The organism is Acinetobacter beijerinckii CIP 110307, assembly GCF_000369005.1.
GTDB lineage: Bacteria > Pseudomonadota > Gammaproteobacteria > Pseudomonadales > Moraxellaceae > Acinetobacter > Acinetobacter beijerinckii.
Genome location: NZ_KB849765.1, coordinates 1,299,290 through 1,324,417 on the forward strand (window position 1 = coordinate 1,299,290; position 25,128 = coordinate 1,324,417).

Consider the following 25,128-nt stretch of genomic DNA (forward strand, 5'->3'; position numbering starts at 1 on the left):
AGACCTAGCTTTTTAATAATTTTTCTACAGCAACGAGTGAGCTTTCTGAATTTCCCTTTAATTCTTGTGTTGCAAACTCTGCTAAAGCCTGTTCATGTGCCAATAAATATTGCAGAAAAGTTTGGGTTTGAGCATCGGCATGTTGATTCATTCGCTCAAATGTTTCCATAAAAGGTTTGGTACCTTGTTTAAGTAAATGCATCGCAACTTTCCACGGAAGTTTTGCCATCGCAATCCCTGATGCTTTAGCTTGTAATTTGATATGTGGTCGTATCTTTGCGGTATGACCATTTTGAATCAGAAACTGTTGTAACTTATGTAAAGTTTGAGTTTCTAATTGAGCCAAAACATTCCATTTATATTGTTGCTCAGTCGAGCGGGTATGCTTTGCTGCATTCAGAAAAACTAATTCACCTAAAATTTCAGATTCAAGCGCAGTATTTAAGTCATGTTGAAATTTTGGGTAATTCATTCCATTGATTCCTATCAATCTTTTTATTTAAGTTATTCATAAACTGATTTTATCACTTATGAGTTCGTTATGGTTGGAATTGAGACTAAGTGAAGGATGCTAATTAAAAATTAAGGATTTGAGTCATCTATACCAGAGATATTGATGACTCTATCATTTAAGAAAACATCTTGAGACGTAAGCTTTCCAAACGTTGTTGATATTGCTGTTGCCATTCTGTTTCGGATATTTGTGATTTGAGTGGTTGCATCTCTTGCTGGAGCTGCTTAACAGCTTGTTGATATTGATTGGCTTGTTGCTGCTGTTGAACTTCACGTTGATCACGTTGTTGAATCTCTTGTCGCTCTTGCTCAGTTAAATATTGCTGCTGTAATTTTTGTTTTAAGCGTGCAATTTCAGCAGGGTTATTTGAGCTTTGATTGAGCAGTTGAATCGCTTGTTCATAATGTCCAAGTTTACTGTCTTGCTCAATCATCGTTGGGTATTGACGTTGCAGTTCTTCAAAGGCTTTTAAACGTTGTTCTGCACTTAGATTGTTATCTTTAGCTAAATCATTATAAGCAAAACGATAATCTGCATAGTGACGTTCATCGCCAAATCCAAGTGTCGCTTCTTTTTGTCCTAAGGTACTTTCTCTGAGTTTCCAAATCGCATCAAAACGTTCCTTAGGCGATAATGATGTGGATAGCACCATACTTTGCATCTTTTGTTCATATTGCGGCAAGTGTTTTAATAGATTTTCTACTAAACGGGCAAAGGCTTGGTCAGGGTAATTGGCTAAGGCTTTTGCCAAAGCTGCATTGCAATCTTCAACATGACAATTCGCATTGAATTCATTCAAAAATTGAGTGATATTACCTGGTTGTTGTTGCAGCAACTTAAGTTGTTTGGAAAGGGATTCTTGTAAAAGCTCTTCTTTATTCTTATCTTGCATTGTTTCATCACTAGCATTTACGGATGAGTTGTTAGATTGTGCCGTAGTTTTGGACTGTTGGATTGCAGCGGAAGAGGCAGTGCTCTTCCAAACCACAATACTGACCAAGACCACTAAAACAATAATAATTGTTAGCAATAGTCTTTTATTCATATTTTCATCTACTTATCTGTTAGTAGTTAAATTGACCCATCACAGGGAAATGATCAGATAAATCCCAAGTCATAAAAACAGGATCAGCTGCAGAACGTAAAATACGGACATCGTTACGAGATTGAATAGGTTGACGATGTGTATTAGAAGAAACCACATAATCTAAATATTCAACCGTTGTTCCACCTGAACCTGCTGCACCAGCGAGTTTGTTCACACGAGGATCAAAAGTCGAAGCGGTGTAGCCAGTGCTTATCGGTGCGGTTGCGTTCAGGTTGTTTAACATATCTTGATAGTCTTGCGGCCATAAGAATTTATTTACATTAAAATCACCGCCCATCAAGACAGCATCAAAATTTGGAATATTTTGTTGATTGACCAACTGACGAATTTGCTGAAATTGAACCTGACGTAAAGCACGTGCTTCAGTTGTATCAAATGATGCGGTATGCGTTGAAGTTACATGATAGGCTTTACCATTTTTAATGATTTCAGCATATAAGACCCCTTTATCTGCAAAACAATCTGTGCCTGTGCAGTCTGGATAAATCATTTGTGCTGTTTTCACAATTGGATAGCGACTAACAATCACTAAACCACTATCAAATAAGTTATAACCTGATCCCACTGGAATATGTGTTTGATACGGATATTGTTGAGCTAATTGATTCAACATACCTGTACGGGATGAAGCAAAGACTTCTTGCATCAAAATTACATCATAACCTTTTACGTGATTTGGCAGTTCAGCCAAGCGTTCACTGATCTTGCTCGCGACCATAGGCAAAGCATAGATATTATAAGTCAGTACTTTTAATTCATCAGCACTACTTGAAACTGGTTCTTGAACTGTATTTTGATGAATGGTGTAGTGGAAATCATCATATCCACCCGTATATTCTGCTTTTACAGCAGCTTGAGCTGCTAAACCGCCATAGTTCGTATTTAATCGATAGACACTGCGATCTGAATACCAAGGAGAAGTTGTGGTCGCAGTTTGAATACCATGTTTAATATTACTGCCAGTCCAAGTGCCAGTCATCGTTTGTTTTAAGGTAACTTGTGAACCACCGCTACTGACGATCGTATCAAAATTATAGGTTTGTCCAGATTTTATTCCTGAGTAACGATTCATCCGTAATACACGTTTGGTTTCATACGGACCGATTTGTGTGGCTTCTTGTGCCCATTGATTACCTTGCTGTAATATTTGGCTACCTGTTTGGTTAACCTGAATAGATACAGTCTGCGGTGTTGTATTGGTTACAAATACATAAGAATCTGCTAGTGCATTTTGACTGGCAAAGCCGCCTATCAATAACGCCACCCCTGCGCCTAGTTTTAAGCTATTCAGCTTCATTTTTATCTCCATAGTGCTTAATTATTCATGAACAAAAGCCAATCAAGAAAGGTTGTAATTATTCATTAATGAAAATTTTTTGATTGATGTTTGTTCGAAAACTATAATAATGAAAAAATATTGCTAAATCATTTAAATTTAATGTCATTCATCTGATCTATTAAAAACAATATGTTAAGAGGAAATTGTTTGTACGTGAAAAAACTTATAATGATGTGATAAAAAAATGGTTAATTATCGAAATAGTTCATATTCATAAACGAAAATTGAAAAGTAACATATAAAACGATAGAAATAAAAAAACTGATAGGTGGTGACACCTATCAGTTTTTTAGTAAAGAGATTAGTTTAGGCTTGGTCAGCATCTACAATTGCTGCACTTGCTTGCTTTAGGCTATATAGAAGTTGCCCTAACAGGACATCTTTATTACTTAATGTCACCATGACCATTGGATGATGAGGGGCGGGTATCGACGTTAAAATGGCTTTGCCATTCTCTGCATCAAAGGTAATACTTTGACAACCAGTGAGTTGAATCTCATTCAGGAAAGCACTCACCATCGCTAAAATTGAACTACTCACGGCAGCTAACTTAGTGCTGTTATAAGGGTTCTTTTTATAAATAGAAGCAAGCTCAAATCCATCTGTCGAGCAAAGCATGATGTAATCAATACCACGAATATTGGTTAATATTTCGCTTGCTTGAGCTTTTGCCAAATGAATCAGTTCTTTTGGCGCGGTACGTTGTTGGCTTGGAATACTGAACATAATTCTTCTCTTTATAAAGTGATTAATTTGTTGCTCGTAAATTTACTTCTAAGGCTGCAATCAGCGATTCAACCATAAGTAAAATATGTTCTTGTTTGCGCGCATCGATAAAAAACAATGGATATTGATATTCATTTTGAATCAGCCAATCACGATAAATCGAAGTAGATTGGGCTTTGTTTTCATCAATATGAGTGATACCAATCGAGATATTTTTTGTATAATCTTTAAATGTATCTAAATATCCTTCCAGCTCTTCAAGTGCAACTTTGCTATTGTGATCGACCAAAATAATTGCACCAAGAGCACCCTGACAAATCACAGGCCAAATAAAATCAAAGCGTGCTTGACCTGGTGTTCCGTAAAGTCCAATTTTGGCACCGTCATCTAATGTAATTTCGCCATAATCAATACCAACAGTTGTTTGCATTTTATTATGGGCTTGGCTATCTGTATTAAAGGCTTCAGTAGCAAGGACAGGAACTTCAGAAAGTGATCTAATCGCTTCCGTCTTACCTGCACCCATACTGCCAGCAAATACAATTTTATATTGTTGAAGAATCATAAAAATCCTTAAAGCCCAAATCGACGTCTAATCTTGCCGAAAAATTTATTTAAAAAACCTTGTTGTTCAGCAGTCTGCTCAGTCGCCTGTGTTTTTAAATAATGGCTTTCTGATGCAGAAATAATGCCTCCGTTATTGGAAATAATGCAGGCTGAAATAAATTGTTGAACCGTTTCAATAGGAAGTTTCAATTGTGTTGCTACTTGTGAGAGTTGAGCTCCTTGTATAAAACATGCAGAGAGTAAAAGTGTAATTTTTCGATCTGTGCTTTGAGTCGGTTGAGGCCAGTACTCAATTTTGTAATATTCATTTTCGTTTGGTGCTAACTTTTGAAACTCAAGTGAATGCCAAAAAAGATTCCATAACCAATCTTGTAAGTCGTATTCGATCTTACGAGAGACTTTTGTAAAATCGAAAGTAGTCGCAAACTCATAATTAAAACTATAATTGGTTTGCGTAATCGTGCGTGTAGGTTCCAACCATGCAATTTGGCTGCGTGTATCAATGACGGCCAAAGTACCATGGTCATCAAATAGATGAAGCCGCGCATTTTCTGGATTTAACATCTCATTTAAAAACTTTGCATTCACGGCATTGTGTGTCGATTGGATTTCTACTTTGGGCTGCTGTGATTGTTGTTGAGTGAGATAACTTAAAAGTCTAAGTTGAATCCAATTTTTTAAAGCATCTGTTTGTTGAAATGGTAGATAAAGTGTATTGTTTTCTTCGATATTGCACGCACCTTGTCCTTTAGATACTTTTAAACAAGGTAGTTGCTTTGTTTCTATAATACGTTGGATACCTTCAGTATCAAAAAAATTTTCATTTATTAATAACAAGTCTATATTAGGATCGGCAATATTAATCCAATTAATGCCAAATTCATTCGGTATTGTTTTTCTAAGTTCTATTTTTAATTCATCTGAAACTTTTAAACTTATACCTGAAATTGCGATATTAATGCAATGTCCATTCATAGTATCACTTTAATATTTTATAAAATATTGGACTGCACAAAATTAGTCTAAAATAATAAAGACTAATAATAGGCTCTTGCATTATTTTAACTTTATTTATTTTATAAATAAAATTAAAATAAATACATAAAGCCTAATATATTAGAAGTCTTACCTGTGCTGGTTAAGCAAAGTCTAACTCTTTCTCAAATGTTTTGAGTTCATGGCGAGACATTGCTAGGTTTGACTTAGAGCGATCCAATACCAAATAAAGGAATAGATTGCCATTGCTTTCGAGTGGACGAATTAGGTGGTATGCCTTGCCGAGAGTGATTAAAATATCTTCAATATCATCATTTAATTTTAAAGAGTTTGCAACACGGCGTTTTGCTCGAACAACTTCGGTATTACCTGCTGCAGCTAATTCTAAATCAATTCCGCCCCCACCTTGAGTTGCTAACGCTAAACCACTTTCTGTGTCTACTAATGCCGCTGCAACGAAACCATCAATATTTGTTAAGCTTTCTAATGAAATTTTAGCCATGATATTATCTCTACTAATGCATCTTTGTTTATGAATTTATATTGGCTACTTTTGTTTAGATTAGTTTTCAAAAGCAGTTAATATCATTATAGGAAAGTCTTTTATTAAATCAATAATACTTTTAAATTATTAAAATCACAGGAATGAAAATAATTGACAATTTTTGTCAATAAAACAAATTAAAATATTAAATAAGGATAATATTTTTATTTTAGTGTGATGTGATTGGCATTAATTTTTGATATGATTAATATTATTTGATTGTAAATAAATGTAAATTATATTGATTAAAATCTGTAAAATTATTGTTTAATAAATTTAAAATTTTCTTAAGTTTATGATAAAGAAGAATAAAAATCCTTCTTTATCATTATTTAAATATTATCCCGCAATAAGTTGACTATATGAACAATATAAAAATATTAGAATGACCAATGCGATAATTGGCGAAATTATGTACGACCAAGAGGGTGGAGTGATGCTTTGCTGTTGATCATCATCAGTTGTATGCTGAAGAGGTTGAGCTTGCTGATGTACCAGCTGATTGAATTCTTGCATCGTGACTTCTAAAGACGTTTCAGGTTGCTCGATTGGTTTTGAACCAATCAGTTCGATGAGTTGATTGGTGGACCATACCCAATCTTCTGCTTGACCTGAAAGATGTTCGATCTGCCCGATAAGCAATTCACCCATGCCTGTTTGACCAAAGCTTCCAGTTTGATCTAATTGATTTAATTCAGTAAATTGTAAAGTGATGACTTCAGAAATACTAGACTCAAGTTCCGTAGCACTTAGCTTCGATTGGTTAGATTTAGAGGTGGTGAGGTGGCGAGCAACTTCTTGCACATAAAGTGGATCAGATGCTTTAATTTCTTGATAAAGTTTTTGAGGATTTCGTTTCCATAAGCTAATCAGTTGTCCTAGAGAAAGGACATTTACTTCATCAATAAAATTAATTTTCTCTTTGGTTGAGTATTTATTGAAAAGCTGCGGTTTCTGAATTTTGATTTGTTCAGAAAAATATTGCACTAAATCAAATGCCATGGGTCATATCCTCATTTTTTTAATCTAAAATTCTTAAAGAAGGCTTTTTCTTACTTGGTTTTGCTTCTTGTTGTGTTTCAGTTTCGCTTGTATTTGCTTCAACGTGAACATCTGCATATTCACTTGGTTCAAAAAATAGACCTTGACCATTCTCTCTTGCATAAATTCCTAATACCGCACTGATAGGAATATAAATATCTTTAGATACACCACCAAATCTTGCAGAAAAACTAATCGACTCATTACTCATCTGAAGTTGATGAACTGCATGTGGTGCAAGATTTAATACAATTTGTCCATCTTTTACAAATTGCTGAGGCACTTCAGTGTAAGGTTGAGTTGCGTCAACCAGTAAATAGGGCGTAAGTTGGTTGTCGCAAATCCATTCATAAATGGCACGAGCAAGATAGGGGCGAGTGGGTGTGAAGGTCGTTTGCTCAGACATAATGTATAAACTAACTAAATCATTGAAATTAATTCATTGTAGCTGTTTTTTTCTTGTGCTGTCATTGATTTAATAAAAGATGGTCGGTTAAAGATACGATGACAATACAAGAAAATAGGGCGGCAGTGTTGTTGCGGAAGATCAATTCCCATGCTTTTTAGGCGTATGAAAATAGGTGCTAACATACAATCTAAAATAGAAAATGTTTCTGACATGAAAAAAGGAAAGTGTTGAAATAAGGGTGTGAGCGAAATGAGAGTATCTCTCAGTTCTTTTTGAGCTTTTTGCTTTTGCTTTAAATCTAAGCTATCAGAGTGTCTAAGCATTTGATCGGCAAGCTTAAACCAGTCTTGCTCAAATCTCCAAATATATTGACGTTGTTCGGCTCTCGCCATAGGTGCATCTGCATATAGCTTATTTTGACGATAACGATCATCTAAATATTCAGCGATGACATTACTTGAAAATAGTTTTAAGTTTTGTTCAATCAACATTGGTAGTTGATTATAAGGATTAAGATCGGCTAAATCCTCATCTTCATGGTCAGTAATAATCAGTTGGTATTTGATTTGTTTTTCAGCAAGTAAAAAACGAATCCAATGTGAGCGGAAATCATCTGCATGACTATAAAGCGTAATGCCTTGAACAGGGGTTGGGGGATTTTCTAAAGACATAAGTCCAAAAAATTATGATTGACTGTTTAGAATACTAAAATTAACGTTGGAAAGCACTTAAAGCTGAACAATATGATTGTTACAGAATAGATTTGTGATCCAATAAGTTCAAAGAGAGATAAATAGTATGAAGCAATATTACTTTGCTGCAATCTTTAGTACGGCATTGTTGGGTGGTTGTAGCAGCTCACCTGCTGTCTCGAATCAATTGAGTGTTGGCTCTTTACGAGAGAGCGATGCAGCTACAGATGTTACGATTGCTGGGGACGCTGATCAGGACAGCTCACCTTATGGGGGAATAAAAAGTCAGTATGTGGTCAAAGGCTGTAAAGTGACGATTTACAATGATGGACCAATTCAGATGATCAATGAAAAAACTGATCAGCTTTGTAATGCGCCGATCCCAAAAGATCACCAATTTTCTAAGAATACTCGAACTTATCAAGAAAATGGATGCACAGTGACTGAATCAGTTGCTGCTGATGGCTTAAGTGATGCGGTGATGGATTGTTCTAAAAAGAAGTAATGAAAATTAGGCAATAAAAAAACCTCGGATAAATCCGAGGTTTTTTGTCCAATTCGTAAAACGATTAACGTTTAGAGAATTGAGGACGTTTACGAGCTTTACGTAAACCAAGTTTCTTACGTTCAACTTCACGAGCATCACGAGTAACGAAACCAGCTTGACGAAGAGCAGGTTTTAAAGTTTCGTCAGAAGCGATCAACGCACGAGTAATACCGTGACGAATTGCACCAGCTTGACCACCGATACCACCACCTTTAACAGTGATATAAAGGTCAAATTTTTCAGTAACTTCTAAAAGCTCTAAAGGCTGACGCACAACCATACGAGCAGTTTCACGACCGAAATATTGCTCAAGTGTACGGTTGTTGATTACGAGTTTACCAGTACCAGCTGACAAGAAAACACGTGCAGTTGCGGTCTTACGGCGACCTGTACCATAATTAGTAGCCATGTGCTGTATCCCTTAGATGTCCAAAACTTGTGGCTGTTGAGCAGTATGAGGATGCTCAGTACCAGCGTACACTTTCATTTTTTTGATCATTGCATAACCAAGAGGACCTTTTGGTAACATACCTTTAACTGCTTTTTCTAAAACAGCTTCAGGTTTGTGAGCAATTAACTTCTCGAAGTTAGTCTCACGGATACCACCAGGGAAACCAGTATGGCGATAATATTTTTTATCAAGCGCTTTTTTACCAGTCACTTGAACTTGCTCAGCATTGATAACAACGATGTAATCACCAGTGTCAACGTGAGGAGTATAAGAAGTTTTGTGCTTACCGCGTAAACGACGAGCGATTTCAGTCGCAAGGCGACCTAAAGTTTTGCCAGAAGCATCAACAACATACCAGTCATGTTGAACTTCAGCTGGCTTAGCGCTGAGAGTTTTCATTTAAACCACTACCTATTATAGTTGGTTTGGACGGTGAAATCTGTCCAAACAAAAGGAGACCGAATTCTACATTAGTTTGAAAATTCACACAAGAAAAAATCATTCCTTACAACATAATTTGTGCGAATGTGACCGATTTGGTAACTATACCGACCTTTATTAGACGCTACATTTTTTGGCTTGAGTGGCTTAGGTATTTAACCTATTATTTTGTATTAATTGATTGAAATAAATAGAAGTATTTACCTCTTCTCTTGGGGAATTTGATGAAGTTGTCGTTTTCTACAAAAATAGTTGTAGTTAGCTTTTTAATAGCTGTTTGTTCTACGCAAACAAATGCACGACGCTTATATAAATGGGTAGATAATACCAGTGTTACCAATTATTCTGAGTTTAAACCGAAAGAAGGGACCAGCCGTAAGTTGGAAGTATTGGAAAGCCGAGGTGATGATCACGTTGATCCTGCGATGGCGGTGACAGCACAAATGAAACCGATTGAAATTCCGCTTGATCAAACGAATACACAAGTTCAGCCTGCGAATACAATAGCCCAACCTGCTCCTCAGCCAGCAACCCAGACAGTTGTGAAACAAGGCGCAATTGCCGCACCTTATACACGACCAATAACGACAGCTGCTAGCAATATACCGACAACTGAAAAGAAAGAAGTCCAACCAACGCAACAAGTTCAGGTTATGGAAAAGAAAGATGTCGCAAATCCTTTTGTTGAAAAAGCAGCAAGTGCAGTTGCAATGATTGAGAAAAAAGAAGAAGTTATAGTTGTGGCTCAGCCTGAGAAAAAGGTTCAACCTAAAATCAACCCTTGGACGCGAAAAGTTGAGTTTGTTCCCTCAAATTTAGTGCCGCAAAACCTTCCAAAAACATCAACTTCTGCTGATAAGAATTAAAGTAGTTAATTGATGGTCGGGTTTTAGATGAATGTTCTTGATTTTGAAGTTGTAGTTCCTTTACTTCGAAAATTAGCGAGTTAGGCTAGAGTCCGTCATAGTAATTATAATTCATAGCATTTCTTAATGTAGGCATCTGACTGTTCGAGGTTTTATTTTATACATTCGGCTTTCTACATCTTTATAATTTTCATCAACCCAATTCGTAAAATAAAAGAGGCAGAAATAGATTCTTTGGGTAAACTATTGACTAGAAACCAATGGGAATAATCATTTATGTTGCCCCTATACGTCACTTCAGGTGAACCTGCTGGAATTGGACCTGATATTTGTCTTAGTTTGGCTAAGCGTATCGATGAGCGTCCTATTGTTATTTTGGCGGATTTAGAATTACTAAAACAACGTGCTGACCAATTGGGTATGAACGTTGAGCTTATTCCGTATCAAGGACAACAAAAAACGAGTGTTTCTGGACAACTTTTTGTTGAGCATGTGCCTTTAGCCCATTCTGTTGCCTTAGGGCAATTAGATTGTGCGAATGCAGCTTATGTATTAGAACAATTACGTCGTTCAGCTGATTATGCGATGTCAGGTCAAAGTGTCGGTGTTGCAACTGCACCTGTGCAAAAATCGATTATTAATGAGGCAGGCATTGCATTTAGTGGGCATACGGAATATTACCAAGAGTTTGCAGGTATTGATCGTGTGGTTATGATGTTAGCAACGAAAAGTTTGCGTGTTGCCTTGGTGACGACGCACTTACCTTTACGCGACGTGCCTAATGCAATTACAAAAGAGCGTCTACACCAAGTGATTGATATTCTAATTCACGATTTGAAAACAAAATTTAAAATCACAGAACCTCGTATTTTAGTTTGTGGTTTAAATCCGCATGCAGGTGAAGATGGTTATTTAGGTCGCGAAGAAATTGATGTGATTAATCCAGTGTTAGAAACCTATCGAGCACAAGGCATTGAGATGAGCTTAAGCTTACCCGCAGATACCTTATTTACTCCTGAAAATTTAAGCAATGCAGATGCAGTTTTAGCGATGTATCACGATCAAGGTCTACCTGTGTTAAAATCACAAGGCTTTGGTGAAGCAGTAAACATTACATTAGGCTTACCATTTATTCGAACCTCTGTCGATCATGGTACGGCACTTTCTCTTGCAGGCACTGGACAGGCAAAAGCATCAAGTTTGCATGTTGCAGTGGATTTAGCACTTGATTTAGCTCGTCAATGATGAGCCAGTAAATTATTCACGTTGGAATTATTATGTATCAAATTAATGCCCTAAACCCTAAAGATGAAGGGCATCAGTCTCGAAAACGTTTTGGTCAAAACTTTTTACATGATCAACGTGTGATTGCCAAAATTGTACGTTCTGTAAATCCACGTACAGGCGAAAATATTGTTGAAATTGGTCCTGGTTTGGCAGCGCTTACATCACCATTAATCGGTGAGTGTGATGCTCTGACTGTAGTTGAGCTTGACCGAGATTTAGCCGCAGGTTTGCCAGGGCGTGTGCCGCATCCTGAGCGTCTCACAATCATTGAAGCTGATGCGTTGAAATATGATTTCACTGAATTATTTCAAGAGGATCGACCGCTACGTGTTGTTGGTAATTTGCCTTATAACATTTCAACGCCGTTACTGTTCCATCTCTTAGAATTTGGTGACAAAGTCAAAGATATGCACTTCATGTTGCAAAAAGAAGTGGTTGATCGCATCACTGCTGTACCGAATACCAAAGAGTATGGGCGTTTATCGGTGATGATTCAGTATTATTGCAAACCTACATTTTTGTTTGAAGTGCCACCGGGATCGTTTAATCCACCACCTAAAGTGACTTCAGCGGTTTTTCGTTTAGAGCCTTACGCAATTAAACCGATTGTGGCAAAAAATGAGAAAGCTTTGGCACGTCTGGTTGGGCACGTGTTTACCCAACGTCGTAAGACCTTGCGCAATAGCTTGAAAGGTATGTTAGTTGAAGATGGTTTTGAAAATGCAGGTGTCGATCCGATGGCTCGTCCAGAAACGCTGAATTTGGCTGATTTTGTTGCCCTTTCTGATCAGATGGTGGCTTGATGTCTAAGCGCTATAATTATGTCATTGGTGATGTGCAAGGCTGTTTTGAAGCACTGAAAACGTTGCTAAAAGAAATTCGTTTTGATCCTGACCAAGACTTTTTATGGTTTGCTGGTGACTTAGTTGCTCGTGGTGAAAACTCGGTTGGTGTATTACGGTTTGTAAAAAAGCTAGCGGATCGTGGTGCTGCCGCAACTGTATTAGGCAATCATGATCTAACGCTAATTGCTTGTGCGCGTGGTTTTAAAAAAGTCAAAGATAAAGATCGTACACAAGAGATTATTGATGCGATTGATGGCGATGAATTGATTGATTGGTTGCGTAAACAACCTTTAAGTATCTGTCCAAATGAGTACACCTTGATTACCCATGCTGGCGTGCCCTGTATTTGGTCGGCTGAGAAAACCATCGCATTGGCGAAAGAGGTACAAGATGCGGTCGGACATGACGATTTATCAGTATTAGATGCATTCCTTACAGAAATGTATGGTGAGCAACCTGATCTATGGTTGGATGATTTAAAGGGCGTAGCGCGTTTGCGTTGTATTACTAATTATCTCACGCGGATGCGTTTAACCGATGCAGAAGGGCGTTTGGAATTTGATTTTAAAGATGCGCTTGATGCACCTATGCCTAATGGATTCAAACCTTGGTTTGAGTTTGAAAGCCAAGCAGCACAAACCCATCAATTGATTTTTGGACATTGGGCGGCTTTGCAGGGTAAAACCATTAGCTCTCAAATTCAAAATGTTGATGGTGGCTGTGTTTGGGGGCAGCAGCTTGTGGCTCTACGCTTAGAAGATCAGCAAATTTTTGCTGTGGATAATCCTTTAAGTTGATGATTTAACTTTTCTTGATGCCCTTTTTTTCCATAAATGGGCATTTTTTAATTATGATTGTAAAAAAACTGTCATAAACTGATCATTAAAGTGTCAAATAATATTTATAAGCTTAAAGCATGAAAATAACGACACAAATGAGTGGCGATATGCAAAGTACATACGCGACATCTCAATTAAAGCAAGAACAGTTTCCAGAAAATTTTAAATTTTACTTTAAAAGGAAACAACTCCAAAACAAACAAGATGAACTATCTCAGCTTCGTGATCTTGTTCGTCCGCGCCTAAGAATTGCAATTGTCACTGAGACATGGCCACCAGAAATTAATGGTGTTGCACTGTCGATGATGCAGTTATGCCAAGGCTTACAGAGACTTGGACATAAGATTTTATTAGTACGACCTATACAAAAAGCAGTTTGTACCGAATTTCATCCAGAACAAGAATGTTTAGTAATGTCTCAGCCGATTCCTAAATATCCAAGTGTTCAGTTCGGTTGGCCGCAATATCTCAAAGTTTCCAAAGCATTTGAGAAATTTTCTCCCGATGTAGTGCATATTGTGACTGAAGGGCCATTGGGTTTAACTGCGTTACAAGCTGCAAAATCAAAGAAAATAGCAGTTTCGAGTGGTTTTCATTCGGCTTTTCAAGATTTTAGTCGATTTTTTGATTTGGCTTTTTTAGTCAAACCGATTCAGCGTTATTTAACTTGGTTTCATAACAGTACCGATGTGACTTGTGTGCCGAGCCAATATACAGAACAAGCACTACGTGGATTTGGCGTGACCTGTCCATTAGTTGTGGTAGGAAGGGGCGTGGATACGAGTAAGTTTTCACCTAAACATCGGTCACAACAACTCCGTCAACAATGGGGTGTTGATACTGATACCCGTGTGATGTTGTACGTCGGGCGTTTATCACCAGAAAAAGAAGTCGATGTGTTAATTAAAAGTTTCCATGCTTGGCAAGCACAGCAAGGTGCCAATACTAAATTTGTGATTGTAGGTGATGGACCTGATCGTGCGCGTCTCGGCAAATTGACGACTTCAAAAGATGTCATCTTTACAGGAAGTTTGAGTGGTAAAGAACTTTCTGCTGCCTATGCAAGCGCAGATGTTTTTGCTTTCGCCAGTCAAGCCGACACCTTTGGTAACGTAGTACTCGAAGCGATTGCCAGTGGGTTGCCAGTGGTCGCTTACGATTATGTCTGTGCACATCAGCATGTAAAACATGATGTCACGGGCTGGTTAAGTCCTCTTGGGCAAACTGCCGATTTAATCCAATCTATTTGTGATTTGCCTGCTCTCCCGCAATTAAGACAAATGGGTTTGCTTGCAAGTGAAAGTGTACAAGAGACCAGTTGGCAATTTCCTGTACAACAATTAGAACAAGCACTTTATCAGGTAGCGAAGGAATCAGTTATGAACTCTACCTAAAGTATCCTCAGAAAGGAGAAAAAGTATGAAATTTCAAAATGCAAAAATAAAAATGCTCGACCTCGATTTAAAAGGGTGTGTATACCTCAATCATCTCTCCCAGTCTCAACGCATTGCCTTATTTTTTAAAACGATTAGTCGTTTAGGTGATGGACCGTTTTGGTACGTCATGTTATTGACCGTATTAGCGGTACAAGGTCTGACTTACGGTTTGCAAATCTTATATTTGCTTGTTGCGGGATCAGTTGGAACACTCATTTATAAATTTTTAAAACACAAAACCACACGACCAAGACCCTATCAAGTTCATCAAGTCATCGTCTTAGGTGAGCGTCCTTTGGATCACTTTAGTTTTCCTTCAGGACATACGTTACATGCAGTGATGGTGACAATCACGCTCGGTTATATTCAACCCCTTTTACTTATCTTGATGTTACCGTTTACAGTGCTTGTGGCACTTTCACGTATGATTCTAGGCTTGCATTATCCAAGTGATGTGATTGTTGGTGCGGTAATCGGGGCATCTGTTGCAAGTGGTATTATCTTGCTGGCGCCAAGCTTTAATATTCTACTGTAAAAAAGATTCACTATAATTTAGCTACAGTACTATTTCTTAAAGCTTACGATTTGCTAAAGTACGCTCAATAAGATCTTTATATATAGGTATTAATATGGGCTTACGTTGGACAGATACGATTGATATTGCGATTGAACTTACTGAAGCGCATCCCGATGTAGACCCTCAATGGATTCGATTTACCGATTTACACGCTTGGGTGTGTGCATTACCTGACTTTAATGATGACCCAACAAAATCGACTGAAGGCTTGTTGGAGGCCATCCAAATGGCGTGGTTAGATGAAGTTCGTTAAAAATTCGTCAGAAAAGACATAAGTTTTACAGATTCAAGCTGCTTATTACCGATGACATCGGTATAATGCGGCAAATTTTTTTAGTTTAAACCATAATAGGAGTCAATCATGGCGATTGAACGTACTTTATCTATCGTAAAACCAGATGCAGTTTCTAAGAACCACATTGGTGAAATTTTTGCTCGTTTTGAAAAAGCGGGTTTAAAAATTGTTGCAACTAAAATGAAACACCTTTCTCAAGCTGATGCTGAAGGTTTTTATGCTGAACATAAAGAACGTGGTTTCTTTGGCGATTTAGTTGCATTTATGACTTCTGGTCCAGTTGTTGTTTCAGCTCTTGAAGGTGAAAATGCAGTACTTGCTCACCGTGAAATTTTAGGTGCTACAAACCCGAAAGAAGCTGCTCCTGGTACGATCCGTGCTGACTTCGCTGTAAGCATCGATGAAAATGCTGCTCACGGTTCTGACTCAGTTGCTTCAGCTGAGCGTGAAATCGCTTACTTCTTTGCTGATAACGAGATCTGCCCACGCACTCGTTAATCCAAAGTATTCAAGCCAGATAAGTGGTATACTACTTATCTGGTTTTTTATTTTTTATAGATTAAAGTTGCGTAAATAATGCGCAGTAAAATCTAGCGTTGATATTGTTTAGGTAAATATACATGAGTTCTGCAGTGGTCGTTTCATCAGAAAATTTAGATGAAAAACAACAGTCTGTTTCTACACCTGTGGTTCAATCTGTCGATAAGAAAGTAAATTTACTGGGCATGTCACGTCCTGAGTTAGAAAAATTCTTTGAAGATTTAGGTGAAAAGAAATTTCGCGCTGGTCAAGTGATGAAATGGATGCACCAATTTTTTGTCACCGATTTTGCCGAGATGAGTAATATCTCAGGAAAATTGCGTGAAAAATTAGAAAAAATTTGTGAAATTAAAGCACCAGAAGTTGTACACCGTAATTATTCAAAAGATGGAACTCGTAAATGGGTGTTCCGTGTAGGTGATGGCGAAGGCTCTTTAGTTGAAACTGTACTCATTCCAGCGGAAGACAAAACGGGTGCGCGAAAAACCTTATGCATTTCTTCTCAAGTGGGATGTGCATTGGATTGTTCATTCTGCTCGACAGGTAAACAAGGTTTTCAACGAGATTTATCACCAGCAGAGATCATTGGGCAACTTTGGATGGCAAATTATTCCTATATGGAAGATGTGCCAGTCGCTGAGCGTGAGCGTACAGTGACCAATGTGGTGATGATGGGGATGGGTGAGCCATTACTTAATTACGATGCTGTGCTTAGTTCTATGCAACTCATGCTAGATGATTTTGCATATGGCATGTCGAAACGTCGTGTAACTTTATCGACCTCTGGTGTTGTACCGAAGATTGACCAACTCGCACAAGATATTGATGTTGCTTTGGCAATTTCGCTACATGCACCGAATGATGAACTTCGTAATGAATTGGTTCCAATCAATAAAAAATATCCATTACAACAATTGATTGCTGCTTGTCAGCGTTATTTGGCAAAAGATGGTAATGAAAGTTCACGCCGTCATGTCACGATTGAATACGTGATGTTGGATGGAGTGAATGATAAACCTGAACACGCGCAACAGTTATTAAAGTTATTGAAAAACTTACCAAGTAAAATTAACTTAATTCCGTTTAATCCTTTTCCTCACGCGCCTTATGGACGTTCGAGCCGAAACCGCATTATCGCTTTCCAAAAAACTTTGTCTGATGCTGGATTTGTGTGTACGATTCGTCAGACACGTGGCGATGATATTGATGCTGCGTGTGGTCAATTGGTAGGACAGGTTGCTGATCGTACACGTCGTGCAGAACAGTGGAAAAAGAAAGTGGCGCAACAACAGGAAATTTTGCGCACACAAGGATAAAACTTGGGGATAACGCGTTGAATATCAATCAATCACATAAGCTTATAGCAACTGCTGTTTTGTTTACCGTATTCGGCTTAACAGCTTGCCAATCTACTGCATTAAAAAAAGACCCAGAAAAGGCAGTACAAGTTCGTACACAACTTGCAGCGGAATATATTCGTACACGTGATTTAGATTCAGCTAAACGTTCGCTTGATCAAGCTTTAAGTATTGATTCGCGTGATGCAAACGCAAATATGATGATGGGAATCTTGCTGCAACAAGAAGGCAGTAAGACCAATATGGATAAAGCGGATGCTTATTTTAAGCGCGCGATTTCCTCTGAACCTGATAATGCACAAGCTCGTAATAATTACGGTACATATTTGTATCAATTGCAACGTTATAATGATGCGATTGAGCAATTTACCCGTGCAGGTGCAACCTTGGGTTATGACCAACGCTTTCAATCGTTGGAAAACTTAGGGCGAATCTATTTGAGATTAGGTGATGTTGCGAATGCTGAAAAATCATTCAAACAAGCGCTACAAGCAAATCGAAATGCAACGATTTCAATGTTAGAGTTGTCTGAAATTTTCTATTTGCAACAAAATAATAGAGATGCATCACAACTCTATGAACAATATGTTCGTAGTGTGGGGCAGAAAAACCAAGGTGCACGTGCACTTTGGATTGGTATACGCATTGCTCGAGCAAATGCGGATCAATTAGGAATGCAAGTGTTAGTCAACCAGTTGCGTGCTTTATTTCCTGATAGTCCAGAATATCAACGTTATTTGCAATTACAGTACAGTACTGAGGCCGTATGGAAATAAATCCAAATTCACATCAGCCAACTGGCTCAACCTCGCCAACGTCAACGTTAGGAAATATTCAACGACCTGGTGAGTATTTGCGTCAAATTCGTATTGCACAAAAGAAAGAACTTGAAGAGATTGCAAACGTTTTGAATATGCCTGTCAAAACTTTGACAGCATTAGAGCAAGATGATTATAAATCATTGCCAGAAGCAACTTTTATTAAAGGTTATTATCGTGCGTATGCAAAATGTTTAAATGCGGATGCGAGTGCGATCATTCAACGCTTTGATGAAATTTATGCAAATGATACTGGGCTTAAAGCTAATCATGCTTTAAGTAATTCTCCAATCAAGACGATGGGGAAATTATCAGGTTCGAAAAGTGTAAGAAACCGTAAATGGTTAAAGCGCATTGCTATTTTGGCTGTTGTTGCATTATTGGCATGGTTGGCTGTAATGGCTGTGCAAAAATGGACATCAGGTCAAAAAGATGAAACTGATATACCTAAAATCAACAACTCTGATGTTGAAATTCTCCCAATGGGGAATACGGTAGCAACATCGGGTGATCAATTGGTCTTAAATTTTAGTCGTCCAACCTCAGTGCATATTGTTGATGCAACTGGAAAGGTATTGGCAACAGGTCGTCAGGCTTCTACACTAACTTTGTCTGGTGAATCACCATTCCAAATTCGTTTAGATGATGCGACAGCAGTTACATTGAATCTGAATCAAGAGCAAATTCCATTGTCACCTTATACGGTCAATGGTAAAGCAGAATTCCGTTTGTCTCGTTAATGCCAAAGAGTAGAGCTATACGATGATTGTGAATCCAATTAAACGCCGCCCGACACGTAAAATTCGTGTTGGCTCGGTGTATGTCGGTGGTGATGCCCCGATTAGTGTGCAAAGTATGACGAATACTGAAACATGTGATGTCGATGCGACTGTCGCGCAAATTCAGCGTTGTGCAGATGCAGGTGCAGATATTATGCGTGTTTCTGTTCCTTCAATGGAAGCAGCAGAAGCGTTCGGTGCAATTCGTAAACGTGTTTCAGTACCATTAGTTGCAGATATTCATTTTGATCATCGTATTGCTTTAGCTGTTGCAGATTATGGTGCAGATTGTTTGCGAATTAACCCAGGTAATATTGGTTCTGATCAGAAAGTACGTGAAGTGGTTGCTGCGGCAAAACATCATGGTATTTCGATTCGTATTGGAGTAAATGCAGGCTCTTTGGAAAAAGATTTACAAGTGAAGTATGGTGAACCGACAGGGCAGGCTTTGCTTGAGTCGGCAATGCGTCATATTGATATTTTAGATCGCTTAGATTTTCAAGAGTTCAAAGTCAGCGTAAAAGCATCGAATGTATTTTTAACGATGGATGCATATCGTTTATTATCCCAGCAAATTGATAATCCATTACATTTAGGTGTAACTGAAGCAGGGATTTATCGCACAGGTACCGTAAAATCTGCGATTGCTTTAGGTGGCTTATTGATGGAAGGTGTTGGCGATACCATGCGTATTTCGCTTGCTGCTGAGCCTGAAGATGAAATTAAAATCGGTTTTGATATTTTAAAATCGTTGGGCTTACGCTCGAATGGAATCAACTTTATTGCTTGTCCAAGTTGTTCACGTCAAGAATTTAATGTGATTCAAGTGATGCAAGCATTAGAAGAGCGTTTAGAGGATATTCGTACGCCAATGGACTTATCGGTGATTGGTTGTAAAGTGAATGGTCCTGGTGAGGCGAAAGAAGCTGATATTGGAATTGTTGGCGCATCGCCGCGTTCACTGGTCTATCGCAATGGTGAAAAAAGTCATTTAATTGACACAAATCAGTTGGTTGATGAAATTGAAACAATGGTTCGTCAACGTGTTCAAGAGCTTGAAGAAGCAAAATCTAAAGAAATTATTCGTAGTTCATCATGAGTTCAATTGTCGCTATTAAAGGGTTTAATGACATCCTTCCAACGCAAACTGCGGCTTGGAGAAGTCTGGAACAACAACTTGCATCACTAATGGATGCTTATGGTTATCAACAAATTCGTTTACCGATTGTTGAGCAAACGGGTTTATTCAAACGTGCCATTGGCGATGCGACCGATATTGTTGAAAAGGAAATGTATACCTTTTTCGATAAAGGAACGCCGCCAGAGTCTTTAACTTTACGTCCTGAAGGAACGGCAGGTTGTGTGCGTGCGATGTTGGAACATAACTTACTTCGTGGTGCTACACCTCGTGTTTGGTATGTAGGACCGATGTTCCGTTATGAAAAACCACAAAAAGGTCGTTACCGCCAATTTCATCAATTTGGTGTGGAAACTTTTGGGGTTGCAACACCTGATATTGATGCTGAAATTATTTTAATGACCGCACGCTTATGGAAGCGTATGGGTGTGGCTGCAAATGTACGTTTAGAGTTGAATACTTTAGGCGAAACAGATGAGCGAACAGAATATCGAGCAGCACTGGTTGAATTTTTAAACCAGCATAAAGATGCATTAGATGAAGATTCGCAACGTCGTTTAACCACAAATCCATTACGTATTTTAGATTCTAAGGTTGAATCAACGCAAAAGATTTTAGAAAATGCGCCGAAGCTGCATGATTTCTTAAAAGAAGACTCAATCAATCACTTCCAGCAATTACAGCAATACCTTACAGATGCTGGTGTTGAGTTTGTAATTAATCAAAAGCTGGTACGTGGGCTCGATTATTACAACAAAACCGTTTTTGAATGGACAACCACTATGTTGGGCTCGCAAGGTACGGTTTGTGCGGGTGGTCGTTATGACGGTTTAGTCGGTCAGCTCAAAGGTAAAGCGGATCAATCTGTGCCTGCTGTTGGCTTTGCGATGGGAATGGAGCGTTTGCTGTTATTACTTGAGCAAGTTGAGCAAGTTAAACCTGTTCGTGATTGCGAAGTGTTTTTATTGGCTGAACCTGCATATCAAGCTAAAGCTTTGGTTTTCGCTGAGCAAATCCGAGATCAATTAGAAGCTGCAAATAGTTCCATTCGTCTTAAAACAGGTTCACAAGGCAGCATGAAAAGCCAGATGAAAAAGGCTGATCAATCAGGTGCTGTTTTTGCGGTGATTTTGGGTGAGCGTGAATGGGAATCTCAACAGCTTTTAGTTAAAGAGCTTGCCACGGCTGAGCAATCACAGGTCAGTTTAAACGAGCTAACTGAGTTCTTGATCGAAAAATTTAAACAATAAATTGCACAATATTTAGGAAAAGGACAATCACATGAGTGTAAGTGATGAAGAACAACTCGACCAATTAAAGTCGTTTGGCAAAAAATATGGTTCGGCCATTATTAGCGGAATACTCATTGCTTTGATTGCCTTTTTCGGATGGGAATATTGGCAAAAGAAAAATCTTGCTGAAGCTCAGAACCAAACAGCGAAAGTACAAAAGTTGATGGATGAAGCGAAAGCTGCATCAGGTCAGCCTAATGCTTTTGCAACGGTTTCTGAAGCAGCAGATAAAATTGTGAAAGATGATGCAAATTCAGTTCAAGCAATTCAAACTCAGTTTATTTTGGCAAAACTTGCTTATGATAAACAAGATTATGCTGCTGCCGAAAAAGCATTGAAAAAAGTTGAAAATACTAAGGTTAAAGATGCTGGTTTGGTGCAAATTGTTAAACTTCGTTTAGCAGATGCGCAATTGGCGCAGAAGAAATATGATGAGGCGTTAAAAACTTTATCAAACGTGACTGAGCCTGCATTCAAAGCTTCAGTTGAAGAGTTGCGTGGTGATATTTTTGTTGCGAAAAAAGACAATGCTTCTGCTCGTAAAGCGTATCAAAGTGCGTGGGATAGTTTGCTTGAACGTAAGCAAGAGCGTCAGCTTTTACAAATTAAACTCGAAAGTGTTGGCGTTTTAGTGGATGATCCTGATTTTGAGCGCCCAATCTTAGATACCAAAGTGGATGAGTCTTAATGCAGAATAAACTAAAACTTCCTTTGGCAATTGCAATTGCTTCAGCTTTATTGGTTGGTTGTTCAAGCAATAAAGTAAAAGAGGCAAAACCAAATCCTTTGCCTAAAATCACGCAACAACAAAATCTTAATCTTGTGTTTTCACAAAGTGTATCGTCGACTAATGCTGCTGAAGCATTACGTTTACAATTAGATACAGATAATGGTGTGATTTTTGCGATTGATCCTGATGGTCAAGTCTCTGCTTATAAAGGCAAAGAGCGTCTTTGGAAAAGCAAGATAACCAAACAAGAACTTACTGCGGGTGTAGAAGCTGCTGAAGGACTTGTGGTTATCGGTAATCGAAAAGGGCAACTATTTGCTTTGGATCAAAGTACTGGTGAACAAAAGTGGACGGCTAAATTATCTGGTGCCATTTTATCACCATCTCTTGTTCAGTCTGGACGTGTAGTTACCATTGCCAATGATGGTACTGTGTTTGCGCATGATGCAGCGACTGGTCAACAAGTTTGGGCGTATAAACTTCCAAATGTTCAGTTTAGTTTACGCGGTCAGCCTGCACCTGTGCGTTTAGATGATCGTACCGTATTGATTGGTTCTGCAAATGCCTATGTGTATGCAATTGACATTATCAGTGGTGTACCTCGATTCCAACGTCGTGTTGCAATCAGTGAAGGGCGTTCAGACATTCAGCGTTTAGTTGATATTGTTGGTGATCCAGTTGTTGCAGGACAATACTTGGTAACGACCAGTTTCCAAGGGCAAGTAACGGTGACCGATTTAGCGACACAACGTGTGGTGTGGAGCGAAGATGCAAGTAGTACAAATCGTCCAGAAGTTGCAGCAGATAAAGTATTTGTTTCAACAGTTGATGGTAAGTTGAATGCTTATAATTTAGCGACGGGTGAGTTGGTTTGGCAAAATGAAGAGTTATTGAATCGTAAGCTCAGTAACCCAGTAATCTTAGGACAAAATTTAGTCGTAGGTGATTTAGATGGTGTGATTCACCTGATTGATCCTGCTACTGGAAAATTAGTTGGGCGTGCAAAAACCAGTGGTGAAGTACTATCATTACGCGTGATTGACAATCAACTTTATGTTGCGACTCGAAAAGGCGCATTAAGCATTTGGCAGAATCGTTAATTTTACCCAAGCTTGTGGTAAAATAGTTGATTAGCATTTGCTAGACAAGACATTAATCGGGGTGTTTGATAATCAAAGCCCCGAATTTTTATTTTATTTACTTGAGTTCGATATCAAATTTTTAATTAAAATATGATATTCGGAAATGTCATTCGCATCTGTTTGAAATAGGACTAGATCAATTGGATATAGTTTCTGTGACAGGTTAGGCTCATCACTATAGAACGAGTTTTGCGAACGACGATGGTTTTGCCTAATTTGGCGAAGTCTTGTGAAGCTTGAACGGCTTCTCAGGTCGAGTCGATGGTTTATCTGATAATAAGATGAACACTCGGCAATATCCCATTATGATCATTCATACCTCAAGGTTATTCTCTATATCAAGGTTAATCTATGAAACCCGTTATTGCGCTCATTGGTCGTCCAAACGTCGGAAAATCAACGCTATTTAACCAAATCACTAAAAGTCGTGATGCTTTGGTTGCTGACTTCGCTGGTTTAACTCGTGACCGCAAATACGGTGATGCGGTTTATCAGAACAAATCTTTTATTGTCGTTGATACTGGTGGTATTGGTGAAAATGAAGGTGGTATCGATACTTATATGGCTGAGCAGTCTAAAACTGCAATCCATGAAGCTGATATTATTGTATTTGTTGTTGATGCGCGTGCTGGCTTGTTAGCATCTGATGAGCAAATTGCGCGTGAACTGCGTACTTTAGGTAAAAAAGTTTATTTAGTAGCTAATAAAGTTGATGGCGTACATGCTGAAGCTGCTTTGGTTGAGTTTTATAAGCTGGGTATGGGTGAGCCAATCCAAGTAGCAGCAAGTCATGGTCGTGGTGTGCAGCAAATGCTTGAAGAAGTATTGGTTGATGTACCTGAAGATGAAAATCCAGACGAACATGACAAAGCAACAGGTTTACGTTTAGCGATCATTGGTCGTCCAAATGTGGGTAAATCAACATTAGTCAATCGCTTACTGGGTGAAGATCGTGTTGTTGCATTTGACCAACCTGGGACAACGCGAGATTCGATTTACATCCCTTTTGAGCGCGATGGTCGTCAATATACTTTGATCGATACTGCGGGTGTGCGTCGTAAGGGTAAAGTAGATGAAATGATTGAGAAGTTCTCAATTGTAAAAACACTACAAGCGATTAAAGATGCACACGTTATTGTGGTTGTATTAGATGCTCGTGAAGGTGTGGTTGAGCAAGATTTACATTTAATTGGTTATGCATTAGAAGCTGGTCGTGCCATGGTCATTGCGATCAATAAATGGGACAACATGACCGAGTATGATCGTAAACAATGTAAGTTGGATGTTGACCGTCGTTTTGACTTTATTCCTTGGGCAAAAGTACATTTAATTTCTGCATTACATGGTACTGGCGTTGGCGAGATGTATCCGACAATTCATCGTGCCTATGATTCTTCACACTTAAAAGTTTCACCTGCAAAGTTGACCCAGATCTTAAATGATGCAACTGAAGCACATCAACCTCCAATGGTTGGTGGTAAACGAATCAAAATGCGTTATGCACATATGGGTGGACAAAATCCACCAACGATTGTTATCCACGGGAATAAGGTGGATAAAACCCCAGCGGATTATCGCCGTTATCTTGAGAATGTTTTTCGTAAAGTTTATAAATTGGAAGGAACACCAGTTCGTGTCGATTTTAAAACATCTGAGAATCCATTCGAGGGGCGTAAATCACAAGTGGATGAGCGTGTAGCTGCACGTAAACGCCGCTATGTTCAAAAGTTCAAAAAGGCTGAAAAGAAATTTAAGCGTTAATTTTTATTGATGCAAAAAGCCCAAAAGTTTTGGGCTTTTTTTATAAGAGA

Annotated in this window: 29 protein-coding genes; 17 read left to right on the plus strand and 12 right to left on the minus strand. The window is 38.4% G+C overall.

Translation table 11 applies throughout. The annotated features are described in order from the left end of the window. Positions 1-4: 4 nt before the first annotated feature. From F933_RS11710 to F933_RS11755, 10 genes are all read right to left on the minus strand, one after another. A complete protein-coding gene (locus F933_RS11710) occupies positions 5-472 on the minus strand; it encodes a hypothetical protein (protein ID WP_005061398.1) in 468 nt (155 codons plus the stop codon). Positions 473-629: 157 nt separating this feature from the next. Beyond that, positions 630-1,559, minus strand: a complete 930-nt coding sequence (locus F933_RS11715; RefSeq protein WP_005061400.1) for a lipase secretion chaperone — start codon at positions 1,557-1,559, stop codon at positions 630-632. A gap of 19 nt (positions 1,560-1,578) precedes the next feature. Continuing rightward, positions 1,579-2,919, minus strand: coding sequence for a sphingomyelin phosphodiesterase (locus tag F933_RS11720; protein ID WP_005061403.1), 1,341 nt, complete (start codon positions 2,917-2,919; stop codon positions 1,579-1,581). A 348-nt stretch (positions 2,920-3,267) separates the two neighbouring features. Then, the gene (locus tag F933_RS11725; protein WP_005056043.1) at positions 3,268-3,687 is read right to left on the minus strand and encodes a roadblock/LC7 domain-containing protein; all 420 of its coding nucleotides are present in this window, start codon (positions 3,685-3,687) and stop codon (positions 3,268-3,270) included. Positions 3,688-3,709: 22 nt separating this feature from the next. Beyond that, a complete protein-coding gene (locus tag F933_RS11730; protein ID WP_005061406.1) occupies positions 3,710-4,252 on the minus strand; it encodes a GTP-binding protein in 543 nt (180 codons plus the stop codon). Between the two features lie 8 nt (positions 4,253-4,260). Then, positions 4,261-5,229 (minus strand): hypothetical protein, encoded by a 969-nt coding sequence (locus tag F933_RS11735; protein ID WP_005061408.1) that lies wholly within the window; start codon positions 5,227-5,229, stop codon positions 4,261-4,263. 163 nt (positions 5,230-5,392) lie between these two features. Further along, entirely contained in the window at positions 5,393-5,752 is a 360-nt protein-coding gene (locus F933_RS11740; protein WP_005056037.1) for a roadblock/LC7 domain-containing protein, read from the minus strand. Positions 5,753-6,133: 381 nt separating this feature from the next. Continuing rightward, the gene (locus F933_RS11745) at positions 6,134-6,796 is read right to left on the minus strand and encodes a hypothetical protein (protein WP_005061409.1); all 663 of its coding nucleotides are present in this window, start codon (positions 6,794-6,796) and stop codon (positions 6,134-6,136) included. 19 nt (positions 6,797-6,815) lie between these two features. Beyond that, positions 6,816-7,241 (minus strand): ClpXP protease specificity-enhancing factor, encoded by a 426-nt coding sequence (locus F933_RS11750; RefSeq protein WP_005056033.1) that lies wholly within the window; start codon positions 7,239-7,241, stop codon positions 6,816-6,818. 14 nt (positions 7,242-7,255) lie between these two features. Then, positions 7,256-7,915 (minus strand): glutathione S-transferase N-terminal domain-containing protein, encoded by a 660-nt coding sequence (locus F933_RS11755; protein WP_005061412.1) that lies wholly within the window; start codon positions 7,913-7,915, stop codon positions 7,256-7,258. 127 nt (positions 7,916-8,042) lie between these two features. On the opposite strand from F933_RS11755, the gene F933_RS11760 reads away from it, so the two are divergent. Further along, a complete protein-coding gene (locus tag F933_RS11760) occupies positions 8,043-8,441 on the plus strand; it encodes a hypothetical protein (RefSeq protein ID WP_005061414.1) in 399 nt (132 codons plus the stop codon). A 64-nt stretch (positions 8,442-8,505) separates the two neighbouring features. On the opposite strand, the gene rpsI is transcribed toward F933_RS11760, so the two are convergent. Then, complete coding sequence (rpsI, locus tag F933_RS11765) at positions 8,506-8,892, minus strand: 30S ribosomal protein S9 (protein ID WP_004652544.1); 387 nt, start codon at positions 8,890-8,892, stop codon at positions 8,506-8,508. Positions 8,893-8,904: 12 nt separating this feature from the next. Then, complete coding sequence (gene rplM / locus F933_RS11770) at positions 8,905-9,333, minus strand: 50S ribosomal protein L13 (protein WP_005056027.1); 429 nt, start codon at positions 9,331-9,333, stop codon at positions 8,905-8,907. A gap of 266 nt (positions 9,334-9,599) precedes the next feature. Between rplM and F933_RS11775 the strand changes: the two genes are divergently transcribed. The 16 genes from F933_RS11775 to der all read left to right on the plus strand — a co-directional run bounded on the left by F933_RS11775 (position 9,600) and on the right by der (position 25,078). Continuing rightward, complete coding sequence (locus F933_RS11775) at positions 9,600-10,241, plus strand: hypothetical protein (protein ID WP_005061416.1); 642 nt, start codon at positions 9,600-9,602, stop codon at positions 10,239-10,241. Between the two features lie 276 nt (positions 10,242-10,517). Continuing rightward, complete coding sequence (gene pdxA, locus F933_RS11780; protein WP_005061418.1) at positions 10,518-11,486, plus strand: 4-hydroxythreonine-4-phosphate dehydrogenase PdxA; 969 nt, start codon at positions 10,518-10,520, stop codon at positions 11,484-11,486. Positions 11,487-11,518: 32 nt separating this feature from the next. Continuing rightward, the gene (gene rsmA / locus F933_RS11785) at positions 11,519-12,331 is read left to right on the plus strand and encodes a 16S rRNA (adenine(1518)-N(6)/adenine(1519)-N(6))-dimethyltransferase RsmA (RefSeq protein ID WP_005061420.1); all 813 of its coding nucleotides are present in this window, start codon (positions 11,519-11,521) and stop codon (positions 12,329-12,331) included. After that, positions 12,331-13,170 (plus strand): symmetrical bis(5'-nucleosyl)-tetraphosphatase, encoded by an 840-nt coding sequence (locus tag F933_RS11790; RefSeq protein ID WP_005061423.1) that lies wholly within the window; start codon positions 12,331-12,333, stop codon positions 13,168-13,170. Before rsmA ends, F933_RS11790 begins: the two co-directional genes overlap by 1 nt. 149 nt (positions 13,171-13,319) lie before the next feature. Beyond that, the gene (locus F933_RS11795) at positions 13,320-14,606 is read left to right on the plus strand and encodes a glycosyltransferase family 4 protein (RefSeq protein WP_005061425.1); all 1,287 of its coding nucleotides are present in this window, start codon (positions 13,320-13,322) and stop codon (positions 14,604-14,606) included. 25 nt (positions 14,607-14,631) lie between these two features. After that, on the plus strand, positions 14,632-15,183 hold the full coding sequence (locus tag F933_RS11800; RefSeq protein ID WP_005056014.1) for a phosphatase PAP2 family protein: 552 nt from the start codon (positions 14,632-14,634) through the stop codon (positions 15,181-15,183). Positions 15,184-15,277: 94 nt separating this feature from the next. Beyond that, positions 15,278-15,478 (plus strand): Fe-S cluster assembly protein IscX, encoded by a 201-nt coding sequence (iscX, locus tag F933_RS11805; protein ID WP_005056012.1) that lies wholly within the window; start codon positions 15,278-15,280, stop codon positions 15,476-15,478. 108 nt (positions 15,479-15,586) lie between these two features. Beyond that, positions 15,587-16,018: a nucleoside-diphosphate kinase gene (gene ndk / locus F933_RS11810; protein ID WP_005056009.1), complete on the plus strand. Its 432-nt coding sequence runs from the start codon at positions 15,587-15,589 to the stop codon at positions 16,016-16,018. Between the two features lie 122 nt (positions 16,019-16,140). Further along, the gene (gene rlmN / locus F933_RS11815) at positions 16,141-17,376 is read left to right on the plus strand and encodes a dual-specificity RNA methyltransferase RlmN (protein WP_005061427.1); all 1,236 of its coding nucleotides are present in this window, start codon (positions 16,141-16,143) and stop codon (positions 17,374-17,376) included. A gap of 23 nt (positions 17,377-17,399) precedes the next feature. Next, the gene (pilW, locus tag F933_RS11820) at positions 17,400-18,194 is read left to right on the plus strand and encodes a type IV pilus biogenesis/stability protein PilW (RefSeq protein WP_378236433.1); all 795 of its coding nucleotides are present in this window, start codon (positions 17,400-17,402) and stop codon (positions 18,192-18,194) included. Continuing rightward, on the plus strand, positions 18,185-18,976 hold the full coding sequence (locus F933_RS11825) for a helix-turn-helix domain-containing protein (protein ID WP_005061429.1): 792 nt from the start codon (positions 18,185-18,187) through the stop codon (positions 18,974-18,976). Before pilW ends, F933_RS11825 begins: the two co-directional genes overlap by 10 nt. A 22-nt stretch (positions 18,977-18,998) precedes the next feature. Continuing rightward, positions 18,999-20,114 (plus strand): flavodoxin-dependent (E)-4-hydroxy-3-methylbut-2-enyl-diphosphate synthase, encoded by a 1,116-nt coding sequence (gene ispG, locus F933_RS11830; RefSeq protein WP_005061430.1) that lies wholly within the window; start codon positions 18,999-19,001, stop codon positions 20,112-20,114. Further along, complete coding sequence (hisS, locus tag F933_RS11835; RefSeq protein ID WP_005061431.1) at positions 20,111-21,403, plus strand: histidine--tRNA ligase; 1,293 nt, start codon at positions 20,111-20,113, stop codon at positions 21,401-21,403. Before ispG ends, hisS begins: the two co-directional genes overlap by 4 nt. 31 nt (positions 21,404-21,434) lie before the next feature. Beyond that, the gene (locus F933_RS11840; protein ID WP_005061432.1) at positions 21,435-22,133 is read left to right on the plus strand and encodes a YfgM family protein; all 699 of its coding nucleotides are present in this window, start codon (positions 21,435-21,437) and stop codon (positions 22,131-22,133) included. Further along, entirely contained in the window at positions 22,133-23,275 is a 1,143-nt protein-coding gene (gene bamB, locus F933_RS11845) for an outer membrane protein assembly factor BamB (RefSeq protein ID WP_005061433.1), read from the plus strand. Before F933_RS11840 ends, bamB begins: the two co-directional genes overlap by 1 nt. Before the next feature lie 393 nt (positions 23,276-23,668). Further along, positions 23,669-25,078 carry a ribosome biogenesis GTPase Der gene (der, locus tag F933_RS11850; protein WP_005055994.1) on the plus strand — a complete coding sequence of 470 codons (1,410 nt, stop codon included), beginning with the start codon at positions 23,669-23,671 and terminating at the stop codon, positions 25,076-25,078. Positions 25,079-25,128 lie beyond the last annotated feature (50 nt).